Source organism: Escherichia sp. MOD1-EC6842 (assembly GCF_002965705.1).
Lineage (GTDB): Bacteria > Pseudomonadota > Gammaproteobacteria > Enterobacterales > Enterobacteriaceae > Escherichia > Escherichia ruysiae.
Genome location: NZ_PTRF01000005.1, coordinates 190804 through 212782 on the forward strand (window position 1 = coordinate 190804; position 21979 = coordinate 212782).

A 21979-nucleotide genomic window follows, 5' to 3' on the forward strand; every position below is an offset into this window, starting at 1 on the left:
GCAGGAATATGCCGTGGTGAAGATAGATATTGCGGTGATTTTACGAAGGGAGAAGAAAGCGTTGGGCGGTAACGTTTCACCGCCCAATAAGGAATTAACGATACTTCTGGTGATAGGCGTTGCGGGTCGTTTTCAGTTGCTCTGCGGCGGCCTGTGCTTCTTTGACTTTACCTTCATTAGCCAGCTTCAGCGCGTCGTCAATCTGACCGACCAGAATGTCGAAACCGTGGCGGAAGTCTTTCATCTCCGGGCTGTCCGGTGATTTGCCTTCCAGCTTCGGTGGCGTCGCTTTTTGCGCATCCAGCGCCGCAGCACGCATTTTGGTTAACGCGTCTTTGACTTGCGCCGCGTTATCGGCTTTTTCGACCACTTTTAAATTGTCGTTGAGGGTTTCCATATTGTCTTCCAGCTCAGCGGCAAACGACGCCGAACTGAATACCAACGAGGAGACTGCAAGAATAGCTAACAGGCTTTTACGCATTGCTCACTTCCTTTTTTATTTACACTTCATCCTTCACACTACCTCATCGACGGCTACGCTCATTCGCCCGAGTCACGTACTACGAGTACGCTCCCCGGCTCTCATTCACTTTCCGTCTCGATGCAGTGCGAATGATTTTGTGTAATTTTTTAGTTTAAGCGCGGCAGGTCGCGCCAGTTTTTTACTGTCCGGCGATTTTCATCTCCGGCAACAGCACAGAACCACACTGTATATTACTGCGTGTTTCAATATCGTTACCAACAGTGACGATATTGCGCCACATATCTTTCAAATTACCTGCGATGGTGATTTCGCTAACCGGATATTGAATTTCGCCATTCTCTACCCAGAAGCCCGCTGCACCACGGGAATAATCACCGGTAATTGCACTCACGCCCTGGCCCATCAGTTCCGTCACCACCAGGCCGGTGCCCATTTCTTTGAGCATCTGCTCAAAGCTGAGTCCTTGCCCGGCAATACGCCAGTTGTGGATGCCGCCCGCATGACCGGTACTTTTCAGCCCCAGTTTGCGCGCGGAATAGCTGGTCAGCAACCACTGAGTCAGGATGCCATCTTTAATAATATCGCGACGCTCGGTACGCACCCCTTCGCTGTCGAATGGAGTAGATGCCAGCCCTTTCAGCAGATGCGGATGTTCTTCAATGGTCAGCCAGTCCGGCAGAATTTGTTTACCCAGCGAGTCGAGCAGGAAGGTGGATTTACGGTAGACAGCACCACCGGCAATTGCGCCAACCAAATGACCAAACAATCCGGTTGCGACTTCATTGGCAAAAATCACCGGCGCTTTCATGGTGGAAAGTTTACGCGGCGACAGGCGCGATAAAGTGCGGCGAGCGCAGTCTGCCCCAACCCACTCCGGCGTTTGTAGATCGCTCATCGCACGGCCAATGGTGTAGGCGTAATCACGTTCCATATCGCCATTTTCTTCGGCAATCACACAGCTGGAAAGTGAATGACGCGTTGAACAATAGCCCTGCAACATACCGTGGCTGTTGCCAAATACTTTGACGCCGTAGTGGCTGTTAAAGCTGCCGCCTTCGGTATTGGTGATGCGTTTGTCCGCCTGCAATGCCGCCTGTTCAGCACGAGCCGCCAGTTCAATGGCTTCATCCGGGGAAACGTCCGCAGGGTGGAACAAGTCGAGATCCGGCGCGTCAAAGGCCAGCAGCTCTTTATCTGCCACGCCTGCGTAAGGATCTGGCGAGGTATAACGGGCAATATCCAGCGCCGCCTGTACGGTGCGGGCAATAGCCTGCGGGCTTAAATCGGTGGATGATGCGCTACCTTTGCGGTTTTGGTGATAAACGGTGATCCCCAGCGCGCCATCGCTATTGAATTCGACATTCTCCACTTCACCATAGCGCGTGCTTACGCTAATGCCGGTGGTCTTGCTGACGGCAACTTCCGCACCGTCCGATTTGCCTGAGGCCAACTCCAGCGCAGTCGAAACTGCTTCTTCCAGAATCTTGCGCTGCGCTTCAACTTGAGAGATTACTTTCATTGCAAGTGCCATAATGTAGAGAGTTTCTCTGAAGTCTAACAGAGAACCGTTTTTCAGTGCGCATCTTAACTGGTAACATTAGCCTCTTTTTTTAAGGAGCCTGACATGACTAAGCAGCCCGAAGACTGGCTCGACGACGTTCCCGGTGATGATATCGAAGACGAAGACGATGAAATTATCTGGGTCAGTAAAAGTGAAATTAAACGTGATGCCGAGGAGCTAAAACGCCTGGGCGCGGAAATTGTTGATCTGGGGAAAAACGCGCTGGATAAGATCCCGTTAGATGCGGATCTGCGTGCGGCTATCGAGTTAGCCCAGCGTATTAAAATGGAAGGTCGCCGCCGCCAGTTGCAGCTCATCGGTAAAATGCTACGCCAGCGCGACGTAGAGCCTATTCGTCAGGCGCTGGATAAGCTAAAAAACCGCCACAACCAGCAGGTGGTGCTGTTCCATAAACTGGAAAACCTGCGCGATCGTTTGATCGATCACGGTGATGATGCCATCGCTGATGTATTGAATCTGTGGCCTGATGCCGATCGTCAGCAGTTGCGTACTCTGATCCGCAACGCGAAGAAAGAGAAAGAAGGGAATAAGCCGCCGAAATCTGCACGCCAGATTTTCCAGTATCTGCGCGAGCTGGCAGAGAACGAAGGGTAAGTTTTGTTGTTGATATGAGTATGGTTTGCCGGATGCGGCGTAAACGCTTTATCCGGCAATGCTACTCCAGGCTGAAGCTTCAGAATTACTGCGCAGCTTCCGCCTTCTTCGCCAGACCATCCAGCAGTTTCTGATGAATCCCACCAAAACCGCCGTTGCTCATCACCAGAATATGGTCGCCAGGCTGGGCGGTTTTCACCACCATATCTGCCAACGCATCGACATCACCACTCCAGTGCGCAGGCTGAATACAGGCTTCTGCCACTTCAGCTACCTGCCACGGAATATGCGCCGGTTGCAGCAGGAAGACTTCATCGGCACGACCTAATGACGGTGCCAAATCGTCTTTGCAGACGCCCATCTTCATGGTGTTTGAGCGCGGTTCCAGCACGGCAATAATACGCGCCGTACCACCGACTTTACCGCGCAGCGCCGCCAGCGTTGCCAGAATCGCCGTCGGATGATGGGCAAAATCGTCATACACCGTCACGCCATTCGCTTCACCGCGTAACTCCAGACGACGACGAGCGTTGATAAACGACCCCAGCGCATTAGCAGCATCTGCCGGCGCAACACCAACATGGCGAGCCGCAGCAATCGCCATCAGGCCGTTGTGCATGTTATGTTCGCCAACCAGTGACCATTTCACCTCACCCACTTTTTCGCCGTCCAGCAATACTTCCCATTCGGAAGCATCGGTGGTCAGCTTTTTCGCCTGCCAGCGCCCCTGCTCGCCCACCTGTTCCTGATCGCTCCAGCAGCCCATCGCCATGGTCTGTTTCAGGTTGATGTCGTTTTCCGGCCAGATAATACGCCCCTGCCCAGGAACAATACGCACCAGATGATGGAATTGTTTCTGGATCGCTTTCAGGTCGTCAAAGATATCGGCATGATCGAACTCAAGGTTGTTGAGGATCAGCGTGCGCGGGCAGTAATGGACAAATTTGGAGCGTTTGTCGAAGAAGGCGCAGTCATACTCGTCCGCTTCGATAACAAAGAAGTCGCTTTCGCCCAGACGCGCCGAAACCTCAAAGTTTCCAGGCACACCGCCAATAACAAAACCCGGTTTATAGCCGCACTGTTCCAGAATCCAGGTCGCCATTCCCGCCGTGGTGGTTTTGCCGTGTGTACCGGCAACGGCCAGCACCCAGCGGTCGCGCAGCACGAAATCGTGCAACCACTGCGGCCCCGACATATACGGAATGTTTTTTTCCAGTACCGCTTCCACACACGGATTTCCACGGGTCATGGCATTACCAATAATCACCAGATCCGGCTGCGGATCGAGTTGGCTGGCATCGTAACCCTGAATCAGCTCAATGCCTTGCTTCTCAAGTAAGGTGCTCATCGGCGGATACACATTGGCGTCCGAACCCGTTACTTCATGGCCTAACTGGCGTGCCAGAATCGCCAGACCACCCATAAACGTGCCACAAATTCCTAAAATATGAATGCGCATACGTCATTATCCTTTTTTAATCTACCGCTCATTTTACGCATATGTCGGGCAAGTGAGAAACGCATTTCAGGATAATCCGTAATTTGCTGGCGCGATTCACCTGAGCGCAACATTCAGATTATTTGTTAAGATTGTTGCGGTCGCTTTACTCCATAAACATTGCAGGGAAAGTTTTATGAAAACGTTAGGTGAATTTATTGTCGAAAAGCAGCACGAGTTTTCTCATGCTACCGGTGAACTCACTGCTTTGCTGTCGGCAATAAAACTGGGCGCCAAGATTATCCATCGCGATATCAACAAAGCAGGACTGGTTGATATCCTGGGTGCCAGCGGTGCTGAGAACGTGCAGGGCGAGGTTCAGCAGAAACTCGATCTGTTCGCTAATGAAAAACTGAAAGCCGCATTGAAAGCGCGCGATATCGTTGCGGGCATTGCATCTGAAGAAGAAGATGAGATTGTCGTCTTTGAAGGCTGTGAACACGCAAAATACGTTGTGCTGATGGATCCACTGGATGGCTCGTCCAACATCGATGTTAACGTCTCTGTCGGTACGATTTTCTCCATCTACCGCCGCGTTACACCTGTCGGTACGCCGGTAACGGAAGAAGATTTCCTCCAGCCTGGTAACAAACAGGTTGCCGCAGGTTACGTGGTATACGGCTCCTCTACCATGCTGGTTTACACCACCGGATGCGGTGTTCACGCCTTTACTTACGATCCTTCGCTCGGCGTTTTCTGTCTGTGCCAGGAACGGATGCGCTTCCCGGAGAAAGGCAAAACCTACTCCATCAACGAAGGAAACTACATTAAGTTTCCGAACGGGGTGAAGAAGTACATTAAATTCTGCCAGGAAGAAGATAAATCCACCAACCGCCCGTATACCTCACGTTATATCGGCTCACTGGTTGCGGATTTCCACCGTAACCTGCTGAAAGGTGGAATTTATCTCTACCCAAGCACCGCCAGCCACCCGGACGGCAAACTGCGTTTGCTGTATGAGTGCAACCCGATGGCATTCCTGGCGGAACAAGCGGGCGGTAAAGCGAGCGATGGCAAAGAGCGTATTCTGGATATCATCCCGGAAACCCTGCACCAGCGCCGTTCGTTCTTCGTCGGCAATGACCATATGGTTGAAGATGTCGAACGCTTTATCCGTGAGTTCCCGGACGCGTAATCTCCTGCGCCTCTCCACACGGAGAGGCGTTTTTATCGCTGCGCAATGTTGACTCTTGTCACTGGTGAACTCTGACGATTCTCCCACAGCACCGTTAGCCCACGCTGTAAGGCAATAAAAATAAACAACAAAATGCCGATGGCGATTTTCGTCCACCATGAACTCAGCGTACCGTCAAAGTTTATGTAAGTCTGAATGAGTCCCTGAATCGCCACGCCAAAAAGCGTCCCCAATACCGTCCCTACCCCACCACTTAACAACGTGCCGCCAATCACCACCGACGCGATAGCGTCCAGTTCCACACCTACGCCTGCCAGCGCGTATCCGGCCTGGGTGTAAATCGAGAAGACAATCCCCGCCAGCGTTGCCAGTCCGGTGGAAAGCATATAAATGCGAATCGTGGTGCTGCGGGTAGAAATCCCCATCAGGTTTGCCGACGTCGCGTTGCCGCCAATGGCATACACCTGATTACCAAAGCGGGTGCGATGCGCGAGGAAAATACCGATAACCACGACCGCCAGCATCAGTAATCCCATCGCGCTTAAACGCCCACCGCCGGGAATTTTCCACGCAAGGCTTGAGAGTGTGTCGTAAATCGGATGGTTAATCGGGATCGACTCTTCCGAAACGAGATAGCTGACGCCACGCAAAAAGAACATTCCCGCAAGGGTAATAATGAATGCCGGGATCTTCAGCGCGTCGATCAGAAGCCCCATAAATGCGCCGAATGCACACCCCATCAGCAGCACCAGCGGGAAGGCCAATAGTGGTGAAATCCCAAAGTCGCCAATCACTTTTGCCAGAAACACGCCGGTAAAAGCGATCACCGAACCGACGGAAAGATCGATCCCGCCGGAGAGGATCACAAAGGTCATACCGACAGCAATAATCCCCAAAAAGGCGTTATCGGTCAGGATATTGCATATCACTCGCGTGGAAGCAAAACCGGGAAACTGCGTCAAGCAGTAGAGATAGCCCAGCACAAAAACGCCGATGGTGATCATCAGTGGCAAGTTACGTTTTATCACGGCTACGCACTCCTTTAATCAGACTGATAAAGCGTTGCGACTGAACAATCAGTACGCAAAGCACCACCACCGCTTTCACCACCTGGTTCATCTCTGGCGGAAAGCCCGAAAGTAAAATCCCGGTGTTCATTCCCTGAATGATCAGCGCCCCCACTACCGAAAGCAGCAGGTTAAAACGCCCGCCCATCAGCGATCCACCGCCGATCACCACCGCGAGTATAGCGTCCAGTTCCAGCCATAATCCGGCGTTGTTGGCATCGGCACCGCGAATATCCGCCGCCACAATAATGCCCGCGATTGCCGCACACAGCCCGCTCAACACGTAGGTAAGCATGACGATGATCCGCGTGTTTACTCCGGCATTTTTTGCCGCCCGAATGTTGATACCAACGGCTTCGATAAACATCCCCAGCGCCGTTTTGCGGGCCAACAGCCAGAACAGGAGAAGCGTCAGCACGGCGATAATGACTGGAGTTGGCAGGAACAGCAGCGATCCACTGCCGAACCACGAGAGATCCGGCGAGTTAAACGTGACGATCTGCCCGGAGGTGATCAGTTGCGCCACGCCGCGCCCGGCGACCATCAGGATCAGAGTGGCGACAAACGGCTGAATTTTGAGGATCGCTACCAGTATGCCGTTCCACAATCCCGCCAGGATGCCGGTGCCCAGGGCGCTTAACAAAACAATCGGCAGGCTGAATCCCGCCACCGTCATCGCGGCAGTTGTGGCTCCTGCGATAGCCATCACCGCGCCTACTGAAAGATCGATACCGCCAGTGGCGATCACCAGCGTCATGCCAATCGCCAACAGCGCAACGGGTGCTGCACGGTTAAGAATGTCGATGGGGCTACCGAACAAACGCCCATCCTGAAGTACCACCTGCCAGAAATGTGGGGCGACCAGACTATCGACCAGCAACACCAGCAACAGCGCCGCCAGTTGCGGCATTCCCGTCGGCCAGCGAAAACGCCTTTTCGACGACGCGGTGTCAGGGAGAGATTGAGGCATCACACTGTTCTCCTTACGCCGCAATGGCATTCATGATCGCCGGAACGGAAAGCTCTGCCAGTGGGATCTCCGCCACCTGTTTGCGATCGCGCATGATGATCACCCGATCGGCATAGCCCACCAGCTCTTCCAGTTCTGAGGAGATCACCAGCAGCGCCAGGCCATCGGCACACAGCGTTTCAATCAGGCGGATGATCTCAGCATGGGCGCCAACGTCAATGCCGCGCGTTGGCTCGTCGAGGATCAGAAATTGCGGACGAGTCAGCAGCCAGCGTGAGAGCAACACTTTTTGCTGATTGCCACCAGAGAGAAACTCTATCGGTTGTTCAGTTGAAGGTGTGCGAATGCCAAGCTGGCGGATAAAACGTTCGGCAATCTCTTGCTGTTCTTTGCGAGAGATCGGCCGTAGCCAGCCGCGCTGGGCTTGTAAGGCAAGGATGATATTTTCCCGCACCGAGGCGGCGGCAATGATGCCATCGGTTTTTCTGTCTTCCGGACAAAAACCAATGCCCAGTACCGAAGCCTGATGTGGCGATCGCAGGGTTTGTGGTTGGCCTTTGATCAGCGCAGTACCGCTGTCAGCGGGTTTGATACCGAAGATAACTTCAGCGGTTTCGGTACGCCCTGATCCCAGCAATCCTGCCAGACCGACGATCTCGCCGGGGCGTACTTCGAGATCAAACGGTGCGATCGTGCCTTTTTTACCGTAATTTTTGAACGCGGCAACGGGTTTGTCGCTAAGTAATGTCCGCCCGGCACGTTGTAGCGCGTGGGTGTCGAGTTCGCGCCCAAGCATCATTTTGACCAGTTCGATCTGCGGTAGCTCGCGGGTTTCCCGACAGCCAACGAAGTTGCCGTTGCGTAAGACGGTGATCCGATCGCTGACTTGATAAACCTGATCGAGAAAGTGCGTAACAAAGATCAGGCTGACGCCGCGATCGCGCAACTGGCGCATCAGGCCAAACAGCAACTCTACTTCCTGAGTGTCGAGGCTGGCGGTAGGTTCATCAAGGATCAGCACTTTGGCGGAGAGATCGATAGCCCGACAAATGGCGACGATTTGCTGCATCGCCACCGAAAAACGGTTGAGCGGTTCACGCACGTCGAGGGAGAAGCCATACGATGCCATCAGTTCTGTAGCGCGCTTTTCCATCTCTTTACGGCGTAGCAGGCCAAAACGCCTGGGTTCGCGGCCTATGAATAGATTGTCGGCTACCGACATGTTGGGTAACAGGTTGACTTCCTGATAGACGGTGCCGATGCCAAGTTGTTGTGCGTGGGCGGTGTTTTTTGGTGAAATAGTCTGACCATCCAACCAGATAGTACCGCGATCAGCGTGGTAGACACCGGTAAGTGCTTTGATCAGCGTCGATTTACCGGCTCCGTTTTCACCGAGCAGCGCCATAATTTCACCGCGCCGTAGGCTGAAGTCGACGCTGTCTAACGCTTTGACGCCGGGGAAAAATTTACTTAATCCTTCGGTACGGAGGATTTCCTGGTGTTGGTCGGTCGTCATGGTTTCCCCCTTAGCCACGCTCTAAAAGTCTGGGAATAGATCGTGCCTGATGTTAAGAGCTGCGCCGTTTGTCCCCCTCACCCTAACCCTCTCCCCGAAGGGGCGAGGGGACAGATTGTGCATGGTGTTAAGTCCGGTACTGCACAACTGCCGGATGCGGCGTGAACGCCTTATCCGGCCTACACAGAGCACCGAACTCGTAGGCCTGATAAGACGCGCCAGCGTCGCATCAGGCATCCGCGCACAACCGCCGGATGCGGCCTAAACGCCTTATCCGGCGGCGTACAAGTCGGCATCAGGTATTGATGTCCCTCAATACCCCATATTTTTCTTCTTCTCTAACTCTTCTTTTGCAGTATCAGGCAGGTAAAGGGTGGATTTGGTCAGGGTCAACTTTTCAGGCATAGTGCCGTCTTTTTTGTATTTCTCCAGCGCATCAAAAGCGGGGCCTGCCATATTCGGCGTCAGTTCAACGCTGGCGTTCGCTTCGCCATCAATCATCGCTTTGTAGATATCCGGTACGCCGTCAATGGAACCCGTGAGGATATCTTTACCCGGTTTCAGGCCCGCTTCTTTAATTGCCTGAATTGCACCAATCACCATGTCGTCGTTATGGGCGTAAACCATGCAGATATTTTTGCCGTTGTTTTCCGCTTTGATAAAGCTCTCCATAACTTCTTTGCCTTTACTGCGGGTGAAGTCACCGGACTGTGAGCGGATGATTTTGATGTTTGGCGCATTCTTAATAGCTTCGGCAAAGCCTTTTTTACGGTCGATGGCAACACTTGCCCCAACAGTACCCTGCAACTCAACCACGTTACATGGTTTACCGTTGACCTCTTTCACCAGCCAGTCACCAATCAACTTGCCTTCCAGAATGTTGTCGGCAGTAACGGTGGTCATATAGAGAGATTTGTCTTTCACGTCGATGGAACGGTCGAGCAAAAAGACCGGAATTTCGGCATCTTTCGCCTCTTTTAATACCGGTTCCCAACCCGTCGCCACCACTGGAGCAATAAAGATTGCATCTACCCCTTGTGCAACAAAGGAACGTACCGCTTTAATCTGGTTTTCCTGCTTTTGCTGACCATCGGCAATTTTCAGCGTGATACCGCGTTTTTCGGCCTCACTTTTCGCCACGTTGGTTTCTGCGGCGCGCCAGCCGGATTCTGATCCGACCTGCGAAAATCCTACGGTTAATGGAGCGGCCAACGCCATAGACGACATGGCTGCCGAGACTGCAGAGACTACAAGTAAGCGTTTCCACATAGGGTTGTCCTCGTCGGGATAGTTATTATTGGTGAAAAGATGTTCGCGAAAAAACTATAGACAATTCGTTATGTAACGGATTGCGTTACATCACACTTCAAAAAAGTAAATAAAACGTTAATCACAAGTTTGTAATCGCTTTCATATCACTATGAAAAATGCGGCTACGGTTATGGATTTTCCTGCTCCACAAGCCGTCTTAAAACTGGCGAAAAAGGAATATGAGGACGAAAACAAGCGAAGACATTCGGCGCGAGTTGGCTATAATACTCGGCACTTGTTTGCCACATATTTTAAAGGAAACAGACATGAGCTTACTCAACGTCCCTGCGGGTAAAGATCTGCCGGAAGACATCTACGTTGTTATCGAAATCCCGGCTAACGCAGATCCGATCAAATACGAAATCGACAAAGAGAGCGGCGCACTGTTCGTTGACCGCTTCATGTCCACCGCGATGTTCTATCCGTGCAACTACGGTTACATCAACCACACCCTGTCTCTGGACGGTGACCCGGTTGACGTACTGGTTCCGACTCCGTACCCGCTGCAGCCGGGTTCTGTGATCCGTTGCCGTCCGGTTGGCGTTCTGAAAATGACCGACGAAGCCGGTGAAGATGCGAAATTGGTTGCTGTTCCGCACAGCAAGCTGAGCAAAGAATACGATCACATCAAAGACGTTAACGATCTGCCGGAACTGCTGAAGGCTCAGATCGCTCACTTCTTCGAGCACTACAAAGACCTCGAAAAAGGCAAATGGGTTAAAGTTGACGGCTGGGATAACGCCGAAGCCGCTAAAGCTGAAATCGTTGCTTCCTTCGAGCGCGCAAAGAATAAATAAGTTCTTCTAGCGCAATAACCCTGAACGCCGGGCTTCGGTTAGTAAGGGTTTTTTATGTCCGCGATAAATAAACACATCTTATTCCACCACCGCCTGCAAACGTAATAACACGTCTTCCACCACCTCGTCCGCAGCCAGACCAATACGTTTTGCCTGACGGGCGCGTAAATCCATCATTCGTACCTGATTCACCAATACCACGCCATACACATCGCCTTCTTCGCAATGTAACGGAACGCTAAATCCGGCATAACGGGCAAAATTTCCGCCCTGAGTAATGGGAGCAACCAACGTCATTCCCAGTTGATTAAAGGCTTGAACGGAGAGCACAAGCGCAGGCCGACCAGCACCTTGCTGTTCATGGCCGCTTGCTGGATCAAAGCCGACCAGCACAATGTCTCCCCGTTCAAATTCACTTTTCTTTACCATATTTCGTCACCCGCAGGGGTGGATTTACCCCAGACATCCTGCTCGCTAAGTTCCGGGGCGTTCATGTCGCACTGCATCAGCAGTTCATCAAGCGAGTAGCGCCTGGAGATGGGGGTCAGAATCAGTTGATTGTTGCTCACCTGTGCCTCAACGCTCTGCCCCGGCTGCAAGTTAAGCTCTTTCATCACAATATTGGGAATGACCATACCTGCACTGTTCCCCCATTTTTTTATGGTTATACGCATCCGCACCTCCTTAGGTTATACAAAGTATAACTCACGGTGCGACAAGAAACGTTTTACCCCTGCGCATTTGTGAACACCAGCAGAGTTTTTTATGCGTTAACAGATATGGAAAGCGGCTCGGAAGGAAAAGAAACAGGCGGGGAAGTTACAAAAAAGAATGCGAGATACCTCGAAAAAACAACGCCACCCGAAGGTGGCGTGTTTATATTATGACTTATCCCTGTCTAACCAGTCGCCGCTTTCAATCAGCGTTAATCCATCGACGGGTCGTTGATAAACGTACATCCATGCACTCCCGTACGGCGTCTGAATCAACTGGCGCGCGTATTCACCGCCCCTGGTGCGCAAGGCATCAAGTTCGGCCAGCGTGGCGTTGTCAATACGATAAACTTCACCGTGTACCGTTCCGTTGCCCGGAACTGCGCCTGGATAGTGGCCCAGGCTGTACAGTTGATAGTTATCGATACTGAAATCGCCCAGCAACTGGGCATTGGTCATCCAGTGGCTGTTGCCTTGTTTGTGACGTAAACTGCCGTAGACAAATATTCGCATCGCTAAAACTCGAACTGATAGAGCAAATCCAGTGCCTGATCTACACCAGACACGGCTTCCAGATATAGCTTTGGCATCAGGCGATAACGTAACGTGAGTGTTGCTATAGAGTCAAATATCCCCACGCCGTATTTCACTTGTAGACCTGGTAATACATAGCCGCTGACCACCACCTGGGAGGAGTCGCCTACTCCCTCGGTGTCGAGAGCTAAATTACTTACGCCAAATGTCTCGCCGATTTTACCCACAATCTGACCACTTTGTGCAACCCCCAGACCAATCAGCATCGAGGTCATCGCCGCGCTGTCGCTCTGATCGCTTTCCAGCCCTTGTCCACGCAACAAGTAAGACAACGCAGCCTGTTGCGACATCGCCGGGTCAGAGAAGATCTCCGCTTTCGGTTCATCCGCCAGTCCGGTGACGCGAACACCGGCGATTACGTCGTCTTCTGTAGCATCCGGGTTACGAATTGCTTCGATATTAAGATACGGTTGATCCGGTGGACCAGAGAACAGCAACTCGCCTTTGCGAACGATCAGATCCTGACCATAGGCATGGAAGCGACCTTCCGGAATGTTGATCTGTCCGTTCAGCCCCAGTCCCTGTTTGTCCTGTACGACATTGAGATCGCCCGTCAGCCGCGCTTTCAGGCCAAAGGCATCAATGCGCACATTGTTGCCGACGTGGACAATCAGGTTGCTGTTAATCGGAATCGACGCAGTTTTCGCCTCCTCCGGTTGTAGGTTATCGTTGAGCATCACGACATCGCTGGAGACGCCCACCGCACTTTCTGGCAAATCATGCACCACAATGCGCGCCCACGGTACGTCAACGCGACCATCAAGGGTAAACAGGCTTGGTGTGGCTTCGAATACGACATCTGGCGACACATCCATACGCACCATCGGCGGTACGGTGATCCGCACCTTACTGCCTTTTGCCGTCACCCGCGCGCGCCAGTTTTCAATCTGACTCCAGTCTGCATCCCCGTTCAGGTAAATGTCACCCTGCTGGGTTCGCACGGTGCCTGCAAGCGTCGAGCGCATACCGTTAAAGTTGACCGCAAGCTGGCTCGGCTGCATATCAAACGGCATAAAGTTGCCATCGATATCCACACCCGTAACCTGGAGCTGACCAAAAAGCTGCGGACTTTGTACATCACCGCCCAGACGTAAATTAGCACTCACCATCCCCGCCGCTTTTTCCCCACGCGTAAAGATGGGGTTTACCATCGCGAGGTTAAAGTTGCGGATGTTGACGTTGCCACCGAGATTGCGGCGGCCTTGTGGATCGGTCACCTGCACCTGACCATCGAACTGACCATTATTAGCCAGGCGGATGGTCCAGCCCAGTTCAGCGCGGTTGTTGCGCAGTTCCGCCGTCAGATTCAGTGTCTGAAACGCCACCGGCAGCGCCGCGTCGTTGACGGTTTGCGTCACCTGCACGTTACGCCCGGAAAGGGTGATGCTACCCTGCGGCAGCCCTTCTTTGGTGGTGTCCCAGGCAACGTCTGCTTTACCTGTAAAGATGCCGCTTGCCTGAGTGGTTTCCGGCATAAACGGTTTCAGCATTGCCAGGTCGAAACGATTGAGATTCACCACCGCACGCCCTTCTGCACCGGCATCAATGGTTTGCGGCACGCACAGTTCCGCGTTCGGGTTTACCCAGCAGTGCGGCCCGATGCTGACTTTTTGCTCCTGATTGCGGTAATCCAGCGCAATATCGCGGGTCAGCGACCACGGGCCGACTGGCGTCTGGAAGCGGGTATTACTCAGCGTTCCCTTCCAGCGTTCTTCTTTGCGATCAAAACTGCCCGCCAGATTGAGCTGTCCGGAAACCGGCTCGCCCTGAATCCGCAGTTGTAGCTCGTGCTGCTTTTCGCTGCCTTTCGCATTCAGGGTGACGAGGTTGATATTCACATCCGGCTGCGAAATTTGCTCAACGCGCACATCGAGTTTACCCGCAATCTGATCGGTGGATTTTATATCGCCTTCCACGCGAACCTGCGCCACGGAGAGTTCCTGCCAGCGCAGGCTGCGCGCGGTGATATCCGCCAGCAACTGCGGCGCGTCCACCGTACCGCGAACCTTCACCAACCCTTTCGCTGTACCGCCCAGCCCTGGCAGCGCGTTATCCAGACCCGGCGCGTTGATCGTGGCATCAAGATTGAGATCTTTTACTCCCAGTTCACCTTTCACTTCGGCACTGTTAGATCCCAGTTCCAGATGCAGACCAGGGATCATCCACTGCATATAACTGTTGCCTTTCAGCGTACCGTCAACGTTCACTTTGTTCTGTTTAACGTTACCAGTCAGCTTCAACTCCGGCACGTCCATCTGCCAGGTGCCGCCGTACAGGCTGCCGCGCGTTTTGATCAAACCATTGAGTTTCGACGGCCAGTCCGGAAACTCTTTCGCGGTGTTAATGCCGTTAAGCGTTAACTCACCACGCCAACTAATCGCCTGCTGCCAGTCGAGCAACGCTTTCAACTCAGTTTTCCCTTCCAGCGCCGCGACGGTGAGTTTGTCGAGATTCACCTGCTGTTCATTACCTTTCGCATCGAGGGTAATGGTGGCTGGCGGGATCTCCTGTCCCTTCACTGCCGTGCGCATAGAGAGCGTGTAATCGGTCATTTTGCCGGTGAGTTTCAGTTTCAGATCGTCCGCCTGATACTGCTTCTCGCCGGTAAACGGCCAGTAAAGCTGTTTGCTGTTCACTTCGACGTTAAGCGGCAGTCCAGCCTCCGCCAGCCGCGTCTGAGCACGCAGATCCATATCCACCTGACCAGAAAGGTTAACGCCAATCTCCAGTTGTTCGCGCAGCGCACCGCCCACTTTCAGCTTCACTTTTTCACCCTTCAACGGCTCCACGTTCAGTGTGCTGTTGAGGGTGATATCTACCGGCCAGTTACCGGACAGCTGCGCCGTACCGCTGGCGTTAACGCTCCCCTGGTTAGAGTCGATATCCAGCGCGTCCAGTTTGGTATTGCCGTCGATGCTGCTCACTTTCAGCAACATGGTGCGCACGGTGATGTCCGTGTCGCCCGTCACGCGCAGCTGCTCGCCCTTAAACTCTTCAATATTCAGGTTGAGCGGCAAATGCACGTCGGTCATTTCCGGCAATACCGGGCGAGAAAAGAGATCTTTCAGCGTTTCGCCGAGCGGTTTTTCATCCGGCTGCGGATTTTCAATTTTCGGTTCGACGACTTCTTCCTGCGCCACTTCCGCCACTTTCGGCAGGGCAATCAGCAGGCCTTTCAGCGATGTCGGTTTCAGGGTCAGGGTTTTCTCCTGCCAGTTCAGACCGGAGGTGAAGTCCATCACCGACACCGTGGTGTCATCAATTTTGATATTGACGTTATCCAGCGCCACCCGCGTCAGGGTGATGGGATACGGCGTGGAGAGATCCAGCGGGCCGCTGTCTTCCTCTTCTTCAACCTGCTCTGAAGGGGGCATTTTTTTGCTGTCTATATTGACCTGAATGTCTTTCAGCGCCAGGTCATTAATACAAACGCTGCTGTCCCACAGGCACTCCAGCCCAACCGCCAGATGCAGATTACCCGCTTTAACCGCCACACCTGGCTGCTCATAACGAACGTCAGACAGAGTAAGGTCGCGCCAGCCGCCGGTCACCTTACCGATATCCAGCCCTGGCACCCAGCGATCTGCCGCTTTAAATACCAGATGCAAACCACTGGTGGTGCCCACCAGAAATGCCACCGATCCCAGCAACAGTAAGAGGGCGACAACCGCGCCGAGGCTGATTTTTTTCCATAAACTCATAATTCTGGCCCCAGACCGATGTAAAACTGTAAACCATGCTCGTCTTTGTCAGCGACCGGAACGGCGAAATCGAGCTTGATCGGCCCGACTGGCGATTCCCAGCGCACGCCAACCCCGGTGCCAGTTTTAAAGTCACTGCGGCGAATATCGCTTACCGCTTCGCCGCTATCGACAAACACCGCGCCCCACCATTTTCCGGTCACGTTGTACTGATACTCCAGCGATCCGGTTATCAGTTTTGATGCCCCTTTCAGGTCACCATTGGCGTATTTCGGCGCAATAGATTTGTATTTATAGCCGCGAATGCTACGGTCACCCCCGGCAAAGAAACGCAGATCAGGCGGCACTTTGTCGAAGTCACCCGTTTCAATCCAGCCCAACGTGCCGCGCGTGACAAAACGATGGCGATCGTAGAGTGTGCGTATCCAGACGTTTTGCGCCTGAAACACAGAGAAATCGACGTCCGAGCCCCAGGCCGTGTTTGAATAGTCGATTGAGTAGCGTTGCGAGTCGCCCCAGGTCGGCATCAGGCCGCCGCGTGAACGCGTGCGGCTAATCATCACGCCTGGATAAAACAGCATCGTGGTGTTGGTAATTTCACCCTGGGTAAAGTGGTCAAGACTCCAGCGTAAGTTAATGGCGCGCTGCCAGCCGCTGGAGAGATCCCAATAACGAGAGGCCACCAGAGTTGTAGAGTCGGATTCCGTATCGTTCAGATCGGTGCGCTTAAAACCACCCTGTACCAGATAATATTGTTCCAGCGGGTTCTTAAGCAGCGGCATTTTATAGCTAAAGTCGAGAGTCTGTTCCGGTGCAGAGATACTTGTGCTGGTGGTCAGGCTGTGACCGTAAGAGTTCATCCACGGCTTTTTCCACGTTGCTTTAACACGTGGACCTACGTCCGTTGAGTACCCTACCCCGGTTTCAATCGTGTTTTCCGTGCGCGGCGAAACGACGCCGGTAAGCGGCAATACTTTTGTTTCTCGCGCTTTATCAAACTGCGGTGCGACCACCACCGAGTTAAACCAACCAGTGGCGGAGAGACGGCGGTTCAGCTCTGCCAGGTCTTTTGACTCGTATTCATCACCTTCTTTAAACGGAACAAGGTTTTGCAGATACTCATCGCGGATCTGTGAGCCTTCGAAGGTCACATGCCCAAAGCGGTAGCGTTCGCCACTGTTGTAATCAATATCCCAATAGGCTTTATGCAAGCCAAGTGCAATACCCAACTGGGCTTTGGTAAATTCACTATCGAAATAGCCTTTGCGCAACGCGATGCTGGTTAAGGACTTTTTGAAATTTTCGTAGTCACCCTGATTCAGCACCGTGCCTATAGCCGGGCGAGTATCGAGCAACTTCAAATAGTCTTTATCGGTCCGTGCACCACCGCGCAGCACAACATCGGTGCCGCCAATCAAAATGGGTACGCCGGGCGTGACTTTGGCGATCAAAACCTGTCGCCCTTTCTTTGGCGGTGGTCGGAGATCAAATTCAATGGTCGGCTGGTAATAGCCCAGCGCCTTCAGGCCTTCGCGGATGGCATCATCGACACGCGCGCGAAATCGCCGGTCTGGCGTCACTTCATCACTTTCAATCGTAGAAAGCTGTGCACGAACATTTTTTTCCAGCTGTCCTGATAACCCTTCGACCTGTAGACGGACGTTCGCGGCGATAGCAGAACCACCAAAGCAGAGTAAGCTTACACAACATAACTGTCGGATATAGCGCACATTTTCTCCTGAATATCCTTTGTTCCTGCCCCTGGAACCCCGTTAAACGGCTTAACAAAAAACCAGCAATATGGATTTAAAAGCAGACTAAATCCAAAATATTTCTTATGTTTTACTTTATACACATTCACGAGAGTTATTGTGTGCAAATACGTCTCTTGTTACAACCTAAACCCCAAAGACCGATTTCGGGAGAGCGATACCATGAGTTTATTTGATAAAAAGCATCTGGTTTCCCCCGCCGATGCCCTTCCTGGACGTAATACCCCGATGCCCGTAGCCACGTTGAATGCAGTCAACGGTCACTCAATGACAAATGTGCCTGACGGAATGGAAATCGCCATTTTTGCTATGGGCTGTTTCTGGGGCGTGGAACGCCTTTTCTGGCAACTTCCCGGTGTTTACAGCACCGCCGCAGGTTATACCGGCGGCTACACGCCAAACCCGACTTATCGGGAAGTGTGTTCTGGTGATACCGGCCACGCCGAAGCGGTACGCGTGGTTTACGATCCGTCAGTGATCAGCTACGAACAACTGTTACAAGTATTCTGGGAGAATCACGATCCCGCACAAGGGATGCGTCAGGGCAATGACCATGGCACGCAGTATCGTTCCGCGATTTATCCGCTAACACCAGAACAGGATGCTGCCGCCCGCGCCAGTCTGGAACGTTTCCAGGCCGCGATGCTTGCCGCCGATGACGATCGTCACATCACCACGGAAATCGCTAACGCGACACCGTTTTATTATGCCGAAGATGACCACCAGCAATATCTGCATAAAAACCCGTATGGTTATTGCGGAATTGGTGGGATCGGCGTTTGCCTGCCGCCTGAAGCGTAGCAATAAAAGGCCGAACTAAAGCGAAATGAAGCAAAAATTTAACCCTCTGGCGACTTTACAGTACCTTACGCTATACTAGCCACTGAAAATGTCGGTTCACTCTCTTCGAACCGGCTTTCAATGTGTATTTCACACAAATTAATCAACTTCCCCTTCCGAGGATCTGACCTGAACGGTCGGATAAGATATGTTAAACAGTATTTTAGTCATACTCTGCTTGATCGCTGTGAGTGCGTTCTTCTCGATATCCGAGATCTCGCTTGCCGCCTCACGCAAAATCAAACTTAAACTGCTGGCTGATGAAGGCAATATAAACGCCCAGCGCGTTCTGGATATGCAGGAAAATCCCGGCATGTTCTTTACCGTGGTGCAAATTGGTCTGAACGCGGTGGCAATACTCGGCGGTATCGTCGGTGATGCGGCGTTCTCTCCGGCTTTTAATAGCCTGTTCTCCCGCTATATATCGGCGGAACTCTCTGAGCAACTGAGCTTTATTCTCTCTTTCTCGTTAGTGACTGGCATGTTTATTCTGTTTGCGGATTTAACCCCGAAACGCATCGGTATGATTGCGCCAGAAGCTGTGGCTTTGCGTATCATCAACCCGATGCGCTTCTGCCTGTTCGTCTGCACCCCTCTGGTGTGGTTTTTCAACGGCCTGGCGAACATGATCTTCCGTATCTTTAAATTGCCAATGGTACGTAAAGATGACATCACATCTGATGACATCTACGCAGTCGTGGAGGCCGGTGCGCTGGCTGGGGTATTGCGTAAACAGGAACACGAACTGATCGAAAACGTGTTTGAACTGGAATCCCGTACCGTGCCGTCTTCCATGACGCCGCGTGAAAACGTGATTTGGTTCGATCTCCATGAAGATGAGCAAAGCCTGAAGAATAAAGTGGCGGAGCATCCGCACTCGAAATTCCTCGTCTGTAATGAAGATATCGATCACATTATCGGTTATGTCGATTCAAAAGATCTGCTGAACCGCGTGCTGGCCAATCAAAGCCTGGCACTGAACAGCGGCGTGCAAATTCGCAATACGCTGATCGTGCCTGATACGCTGACCCTCTCTGAGGCGCTGGAAAGTTTTAAAGCTGCGGGTGAAGACTTTGCGGTAATCATGAACGAGTACGCACTGGTGGTGGGGATCATCACCCTCAACGACGTGATGACCACGTTGATGGGCGATCTGGTCGGTCAGGGGCTGGAAGAACAGATTGTGGCGCGTGATGAGAATTCATGGCTAATCGATGGCGGTACGCCGATTGACGACGTGATGCGCGTGCTGGATATCGACGAGTTCCCGCAGTCGGGCAACTACGAAACCATCGGCGGCTTTATGATGTTTATGTTGCGTAAGATCCCGAAACGCACTGATTCGGTGAAGTTCTCCGGTTACAAATTTGAAGTGGTGGATATTGATAACTACCGCATCGACCAGCTACTGGTTACGCGAATCGACAGTAAAGCCACCGCCCTTTCGCCAAAACTGCCTGACGCCAAAGATAAAGAAGAAAGCGTCGCATAACCCCAGAAACATCAACGGCTCCTGAATCAGGAGCCGTCTTATTACTGCATAGCACTTGGTTAAGCCATCTCTGTTTGCAGACGCATAACCTGACGGTTAACTTCGGACATCACTGACAAATGCAGTTTATCCTTCACTTTTGGGATAAGAATCTTACCCTTATCAAATTCAAAAGCGCCAACGTCCTTGATGTATAACCGTCCACGGAACAGGATCTTCACGTACTTCGCCACCTGAAGTGGGTTGTACCGTTGGAAAATTTTCATTGTTGTCTCCTGCTGAGTATTACGCCTTTGCGGTGCCACAATCGGCCCAACTATTATGAGGCGCAAATTTTAATGCCTAATGACTATAGACTATCGGGGTAATGTTTCCAGCGTGTATAAATTTTTTTACCCTACTGTTACAATTATTCAGAATTATCTCTTCACCTAACCACAATCTTCAGTATAAACATTCATTTTTCATATGATTTGTGCGCTTGTCCGCAAACTGGCACCGCACTTGCGGGAAATTCGATAAATAGCACATATGATTAAAAGCCAGACCCAAGTGGTCGGATCACCTGCATACGATAAGAAGGAAACACTATGACCCTACGCAAGATCCTCGCGCTGACTTGCTTGCTACTGCCGATGATGGCCTCCGCGCATAAATTCGAAACTGGTCAGCGCGTACCGCCGATTGGTATTACCGATCGTGGCGAGTTGGTGTTTGATAAAGATCAGTTTAGCTACAAAACCTGGAACAGTGCGCAGTTAGCGGGAAAAGTGCGAGTACTGCAACATATTGCCGGTCGCACCTCCGCAAAAGAGAAAAATGCGACGCTGATTGAAGCAATTAAATCGGCGAAATTGCCGCACGACCGCTACCAGACCACCACCATTGTCAACACCGACGACGCTATTCCCGGCTCAGGTATGTTTGTGCGCAGCAGCTTGGAGAGTAATAAAAAGCTCTATCCGTGGTCGCAGTTTATTGTCGACAGCAATGGCGTCGCGCGCGGAGCCTGGCAACTGGATGAAGAGAGTTCTTCCATTGCAGTGCTGGATAAAGACGGTCGCGTGCAATGGGCGAAGGACGGGGCGTTAACCCAGCAAGAAGTGCAGCAAGTCATGGACTTGCTGCAAAAATTGCTTAATAAATAGAAACCCGGAATCCAGGATTCAGGAAGGATTCGCGCGGAGTGTAATCCAGCGGTTTGCCCTGCCAGTCGTGAACATGTGCTCCGGCGGCGGCGGCCACGGCATGACCGGCAGCGGTATCCCAAATATTTGTCGGCCCGAAACGCGGGTAGAGCTGTGCCTGACCTTCCGCCACCAGGCAGAATTTCAGTGAAGAGCCGATAGATGTCGTCTGGTGTTCACCAAGCTGTTGCAGATACTCTTTCAGCTCGGCATCCGCATGGGAACGGCTAATGACCACCAGCGGCGGACGGGCGTCGCGTACCTGAATCTGCTTGCGCACGCCGCACTCTTCTTTCCAGGCTTTGCCTTCCGCCGCGCTGTACATGACGTTCATTACCGGCGCATACACCACACCTAATACCGGTTTGCCTTTGTCAATCAGCGCAATGTTAACGGTAAATTCACCATTTCGTTTAATAAACTCTTTGGTGCCGTCCAGCGGATCTACCAGCCAGTAACGTTGCCAGTGCTGGCGGACTTCCCAATCGGGAGGATCTTCTTCGGAAAGAACCGGAATATCCGGCGTTAGTGTACGTAAACCGTCCATGATTACGGTGTGCGCGGCAATGTCCGCCGCCGTCACCGGTGAGTTATCCGCTTTGCTGACGACGTCCATCGGTTTTGTCCCGTCGTAGACCTGCATAATGGCATCGCCCGCATTCCGTGCGAGTTGACATACTTGTTCTAACATTCTCCACCTCTTTTGTTTCAGTGGTGTTAACTTGT

General features: G+C 52.3%; 20 protein-coding genes. 6 read left to right on the forward strand and 14 right to left on the reverse strand.

Features of this window, described 5'->3' with window-relative positions; all coding sequences use genetic code 11:
* Positions 1-94: 94 nt before the first annotated feature.
* Both cybC and pmbA read right to left on the reverse strand, forming a co-directional pair.
* Positions 95-481: a cytochrome b562 gene (gene cybC, locus A7Z29_RS08300; protein ID WP_001232258.1), complete on the reverse strand. Its 387-nt coding sequence runs from the start codon at positions 479-481 to the stop codon at positions 95-97.
* A 181-nt stretch (positions 482-662) separates the two neighbouring features.
* The gene (gene pmbA, locus A7Z29_RS08305) at positions 663-2015 is read right to left on the reverse strand and encodes a metalloprotease PmbA (RefSeq protein WP_001162186.1); all 1353 of its coding nucleotides are present in this window, start codon (positions 2013-2015) and stop codon (positions 663-665) included.
* Positions 2016-2108: 93 nt separating this feature from the next.
* On the opposite strand from pmbA, the gene yjgA reads away from it, so the two are divergent.
* Positions 2109-2660: a ribosome biogenesis factor YjgA gene (yjgA, locus tag A7Z29_RS08310; RefSeq protein WP_000166265.1), complete on the forward strand. Its 552-nt coding sequence runs from the start codon at positions 2109-2111 to the stop codon at positions 2658-2660.
* Between the two features lie 85 nt (positions 2661-2745).
* Here yjgA and mpl read toward each other — a convergent pair whose 3' ends face one another.
* Positions 2746-4119, reverse strand: a complete 1374-nt coding sequence (gene mpl, locus A7Z29_RS08315) for a UDP-N-acetylmuramate:L-alanyl-gamma-D-glutamyl-meso-diaminopimelate ligase (protein WP_001219777.1) — start codon at positions 4117-4119, stop codon at positions 2746-2748.
* A 175-nt stretch (positions 4120-4294) separates the two neighbouring features.
* Between mpl and fbp the strand changes: the two genes are divergently transcribed.
* Complete coding sequence (fbp, locus tag A7Z29_RS08320) at positions 4295-5293, forward strand: class 1 fructose-bisphosphatase (RefSeq protein ID WP_000853753.1); 999 nt, start codon at positions 4295-4297, stop codon at positions 5291-5293.
* A gap of 32 nt (positions 5294-5325) precedes the next feature.
* On the opposite strand, the gene yjfF is transcribed toward fbp, so the two are convergent.
* From yjfF to ytfQ, 4 genes are all read right to left on the reverse strand, one after another.
* Positions 5326-6321, reverse strand: coding sequence for a galactofuranose ABC transporter, permease protein YjfF (gene yjfF / locus A7Z29_RS08325; protein WP_000596004.1), 996 nt, complete (start codon positions 6319-6321; stop codon positions 5326-5328).
* Entirely contained in the window at positions 6308-7330 is a 1023-nt protein-coding gene (gene ytfT, locus A7Z29_RS08330; protein ID WP_032226398.1) for a galactofuranose ABC transporter, ATP-binding protein YtfT, read from the reverse strand. Before ytfT ends, yjfF begins: the two co-directional genes overlap by 14 nt.
* A 13-nt stretch (positions 7331-7343) precedes the next feature.
* Positions 7344-8846: a galactofuranose ABC transporter, ATP-binding protein YtfR gene (gene ytfR / locus A7Z29_RS08335; RefSeq protein WP_000205844.1), complete on the reverse strand. Its 1503-nt coding sequence runs from the start codon at positions 8844-8846 to the stop codon at positions 7344-7346.
* A gap of 312 nt (positions 8847-9158) precedes the next feature.
* Complete coding sequence (ytfQ, locus tag A7Z29_RS08345; protein ID WP_000265933.1) at positions 9159-10115, reverse strand: galactofuranose ABC transporter substrate-binding protein YtfQ; 957 nt, start codon at positions 10113-10115, stop codon at positions 9159-9161.
* Positions 10116-10423: 308 nt separating this feature from the next.
* Between ytfQ and ppa the strand changes: the two genes are divergently transcribed.
* The gene (ppa, locus tag A7Z29_RS08355) at positions 10424-10954 is read left to right on the forward strand and encodes an inorganic diphosphatase (RefSeq protein ID WP_000055074.1); all 531 of its coding nucleotides are present in this window, start codon (positions 10424-10426) and stop codon (positions 10952-10954) included.
* Positions 10955-11032: 78 nt separating this feature from the next.
* On the opposite strand, the gene chpB is transcribed toward ppa, so the two are convergent.
* From chpB to tamA, 5 genes are all read right to left on the reverse strand, one after another.
* Complete coding sequence (chpB, locus tag A7Z29_RS08360; RefSeq protein ID WP_000239583.1) at positions 11033-11383, reverse strand: endoribonuclease toxin ChpB; 351 nt, start codon at positions 11381-11383, stop codon at positions 11033-11035.
* A complete protein-coding gene (gene chpS, locus A7Z29_RS08365; RefSeq protein ID WP_001223205.1) occupies positions 11377-11628 on the reverse strand; it encodes a type II toxin-antitoxin system antitoxin ChpS in 252 nt (83 codons plus the stop codon). Before chpS ends, chpB begins: the two co-directional genes overlap by 7 nt.
* Before the next feature lie 207 nt (positions 11629-11835).
* Positions 11836-12180, reverse strand: a complete 345-nt coding sequence (locus tag A7Z29_RS08370) for a gamma-glutamylcyclotransferase family protein (RefSeq protein WP_001219162.1) — start codon at positions 12178-12180, stop codon at positions 11836-11838.
* A 2-nt stretch (positions 12181-12182) separates the two neighbouring features.
* Positions 12183-15962, reverse strand: coding sequence for an autotransporter assembly complex protein TamB (gene tamB, locus A7Z29_RS08375; RefSeq protein WP_105290083.1), 3780 nt, complete (start codon positions 15960-15962; stop codon positions 12183-12185).
* Positions 15959-17692 (reverse strand): autotransporter assembly complex protein TamA, encoded by a 1734-nt coding sequence (tamA, locus tag A7Z29_RS08380; protein ID WP_032226403.1) that lies wholly within the window; start codon positions 17690-17692, stop codon positions 15959-15961. The genes tamB and tamA overlap by 4 nt, the downstream gene beginning before the upstream one ends.
* 204 nt (positions 17693-17896) lie before the next feature.
* Here tamA and msrA point away from each other — a divergent pair, with 204 nt between their 5' ends.
* Together msrA and paeA are read left to right on the forward strand one after the other, a co-directional pair.
* Complete coding sequence (gene msrA, locus A7Z29_RS08390; RefSeq protein WP_000051459.1) at positions 17897-18535, forward strand: peptide-methionine (S)-S-oxide reductase MsrA; 639 nt, start codon at positions 17897-17899, stop codon at positions 18533-18535.
* Between the two features lie 187 nt (positions 18536-18722).
* Entirely contained in the window at positions 18723-20066 is a 1344-nt protein-coding gene (gene paeA, locus A7Z29_RS08395) for a polyamine export protein PaeA (RefSeq protein WP_000935031.1), read from the forward strand.
* A 59-nt stretch (positions 20067-20125) separates the two neighbouring features.
* On the opposite strand, the gene A7Z29_RS08400 is transcribed toward paeA, so the two are convergent.
* Complete coding sequence (locus tag A7Z29_RS08400; protein WP_000689228.1) at positions 20126-20332, reverse strand: DUF1107 domain-containing protein; 207 nt, start codon at positions 20330-20332, stop codon at positions 20126-20128.
* Between the two features lie 324 nt (positions 20333-20656).
* Between A7Z29_RS08400 and A7Z29_RS08405 the strand changes: the two genes are divergently transcribed.
* On the forward strand, positions 20657-21214 hold the full coding sequence (locus A7Z29_RS08405; RefSeq protein WP_000175265.1) for a YtfJ family protein: 558 nt from the start codon (positions 20657-20659) through the stop codon (positions 21212-21214).
* Here A7Z29_RS08405 and cysQ read toward each other — a convergent pair.
* The gene (gene cysQ / locus A7Z29_RS08410; protein WP_105290084.1) at positions 21204-21944 is read right to left on the reverse strand and encodes a 3'(2'),5'-bisphosphate nucleotidase CysQ; all 741 of its coding nucleotides are present in this window, start codon (positions 21942-21944) and stop codon (positions 21204-21206) included. The genes A7Z29_RS08405 and cysQ overlap by 11 nt on opposite strands.
* Between the last annotated feature and the right edge of the window lie 35 nt (positions 21945-21979).